At 65.1% G+C, this 2,884-nt stretch carries 3 protein-coding genes; 1 reads left to right on the forward strand and 2 read right to left on the reverse strand.

Features of this window, described 5'->3' with window-relative positions:
• Together ABFE16_00495 and miaB are read right to left on the reverse strand one after the other, a co-directional pair.
• Window positions 1-763 (reverse strand): methyltransferase (locus tag ABFE16_00495; GenBank protein ID MEN6343750.1); only part of this gene is annotated, 763 nt, incomplete at its 3' end.
• A gap of 35 nt (window positions 764-798) precedes the next feature.
• Window positions 799-2,175 carry a tRNA (N6-isopentenyl adenosine(37)-C2)-methylthiotransferase MiaB gene (gene miaB / locus ABFE16_00500; GenBank protein ID MEN6343751.1) on the reverse strand — a complete coding sequence of 459 codons (1,377 nt, stop codon included), beginning with the start codon at window positions 2,173-2,175 and terminating at the stop codon, window positions 799-801.
• A gap of 179 nt (window positions 2,176-2,354) precedes the next feature.
• On the opposite strand from miaB, the gene ABFE16_00505 reads away from it, so the two are divergent.
• A partial coding sequence (locus tag ABFE16_00505) for a Gfo/Idh/MocA family oxidoreductase (protein MEN6343752.1) occupies window positions 2,355-2,884 on the forward strand: 530 nt, incomplete at its 3' end.

The raw sequence follows: 2,884 nt of genomic DNA on the forward strand, positions 1-2,884 counted from the left end.
GCAGCTCGGTGAGAGCGTCGAGCAGCCAGTGCGCGTAACGGGGACGCTCGGCCAAGTCGAGCAGGAACTGGCCGAAGCCCCGGAGGAACTGCGACCACTCCATCAGATTCCCGCCAAAGGCGCACAGAATCGCCTTGTCGGTGGTGGCGCGAAGCTCCGCCGCCCTGATGCGCATCTCCTCCCAGCGCTGATCATCCAGGCCAGGATGCCAGGGTGCGCAGGCACATCGTCCCCAGGTAACCTGGGCCATCGCATGGGCGAGGTCGTCGAGGGAAGTGACGCGGGACATCCCCTCGGACTCCTCGCGACAGGTTCGGAGCGCCAGGGGTGCCCCGGGGGCCAACGGACGGAAGGTCTGGGTCAGGAACTCCTGCCCGCGAGGCATCACGCCGATGACCTGGCCGTGGTCGCCACGTACCCGCCAGCCGCCCTGACCGTCGGATTCCGGCTGAAACCACGCGGGGGCCTTCGCAGGTGTCCCGTCGGGCAAGGTCCAGTCGCGCCAGTCGGAGGGCTCTGTGAACCAGGCCCGACCGAGGTCGAGGACATCCACGCCGAACCTGTCGAGGACGGCCCAGTCAGGCTGTGCGAGGCCCTGGACCACGTCATAGACGAGGATCGGCACGTCAAGGCCGAGGTGACGCGTGAGGCGACCATAGCCGACCGCTGAGATGCCGGTGGAGCGCATGGCACCGAAGTCAATCGGCACGCGGTCTGTTGGCTGGTGAGCCAGGGCAGTGAGCACTCGTTCCCGTGAGGTCATTGCAGTGACTCCTGAGGGCGAGGCTGTGAGTGTGTCTAGTCTGGCAGGCGTCCGGTGAAGCCCCACAGGTACCCTCGCTCAGCCCGGACGGTCACCAGCTTCCCCCTGAGGTCCTCGTCGGCAGCCTCGAAGATCATGAGCTTGTTGGTTCGTGTGCGACCGCGCAGCTTGCCGGGCGACTTCGGGTCAGGTCCCTCGACGAGGACCTCGAAGTCGCGACCCACTAGTGCCTCGTTGATATCGTGGCTGATGGTGTTCTGGACGGCCACCAGTCGCTCCAGCCGGTCCTGCTTGACGGCTTCCGGCACCTTGTCGGTGGCCAGGGCCGCTCGTGTCCCCGGACGGTCGCTGTACTTGAACATAAACGCCTGGTCGTAGCGGATCTCCTCAAAGGCCCGGAGGGTGTTGAGGAACTGCTCCTCAGTCTCTCCCGGGAAGCCCACCATGACGTCCGTGGTGATCGCCAGCCCGGGCATTCGTGAGCGTGCCGCCTCGACGAGCGACTTGTAGTGCGAGTAAGTGTACCCACGACCCATCCGGTGCAACACCTCATCGTCGCCGGCCTGGATCGGCAGGTGGAGGTGCTCGCAGAGGGGACCCAATTCGGCCATCGTGTCCAGGAGACGCTCGGAGAGGTCCTTGGGGTGCGAAGTGGTGAACCGCAGGCGAGCGAGGCCAGGTACCTCGGCAACCAGTCGCAGCAAGGAGGCGAAGTCGGTCTCGTCGAGGCCCTGGTAGCTGTTCACGTTCTGGCCCAGCAAGGTGATCTCGCGGTAGCCGTCGGCGACGGCCTGTTTGACCTCGCCAAGGACGGCCTCAGGTGCGCGGCTCTGCTCGCGACCCCGGGCATAGGGAACGATGCAGTAAGCGCAGAAGTTGTTGCACCCGTAGCTGACGTTTACGAAGGCGGCGACGCCGGGCACCCGGCAGACAGCCAGGGCCTCCGGGATGACCTCGTCCTCGTTGGCAAGAATCTGGGCAGGGCGAGTGCTCCGTCGGATCGCCTCGGTGAGGCCGGAGAGGTTGCGTGGACCGACGATCACGTCTACGAAGGGCGCACGCCTTCGGATCTCCTCGTGGGCGATCTGGGCGACGCAGCCGGCGACGACCACGACCATGTCGGGGCGTTGCTGCTTGAGCTTGCGCACGTCACCCAGCTTGGAGAAGACCTTGTGCTCGGGCTTCTCGCGGACCGCACAGGTGTTGAGGACGACCACTTTGGCGTCTGTCATGCTCTCCGTGCGGTGCAGCCCGAGGCTTTCGAGCAACCCGGCGATGGTCTCCGAGTCGCGCTCGTTCATCTGACAACCCATAGTATCAAGGTAGTAGCAGTCGGACATAGTCCGGCGATTATAGCACAGGAGCAGAGGGGACGGGGCGGCCAAAGGGCAGCTCATCCCTGCCTGCGGCATGCTCTCTGCACGCACGGCAACGGCACCTCACCCCTGCCTTCGGCATCCTCTCTCCACGCGGTGGCGAGGGGAACGGCAACGACAGCGGCAATGACAACGGCCGGAGGGCCGAAGGTGCCCTCGGTCCCAGGGCGAAATGGTGCGCCTGTCAGGCGCTTTCCACGAAAGGACTGAGCAAGATGCCGCGAGGGTTTGCCAAAGGTCTCCTGCGCTATGCGTGTGTCGGTGCCGGGCTTCAGGGCGAAGGGCACATCAAGATCATCGCTGCGCTGCCCAACACCGAGTTGTTGGCTGTCTGTGATGTGAACGAGGAGCGGGCCAAAGCTGCTGCGGAACGGTATGGTGCGGCCAGGGCGCTGGCCAACTACGAGGAGGTTCTGGCCGACCCGACCGTGGAGGCGGTCTCGATCGCGCTCCCCGATCACCTCCACCGGGAAGCTGCAGTGAAGGCACTCCAGGCCGGCAAGCATGTGCTGCTGGAGAAGCCCATGGCGACCTCCGTGACTGATGCCCAGGCGATCTACGACGCGCAGCAGGCCAGCGGCAAGACGCTGATGGTGAACCAGAGCAACCGCTGGATGCCCTCCTTCTGGTCGACCCACGAGATGCTTGAGGCAGGGCGCTTCGGCGACCCGATGTATGTGTACGCGCGGCTCAACAACACAATCTATGTGCCGACCAAGATGCTCTCCTGGTCGGCCAACACACG

It is taken from the genome of Armatimonadia bacterium (assembly GCA_039679385.1).
Lineage (GTDB): Bacteria > Armatimonadota > Zipacnadia > Zipacnadales > JABUFB01 > JAJFTQ01.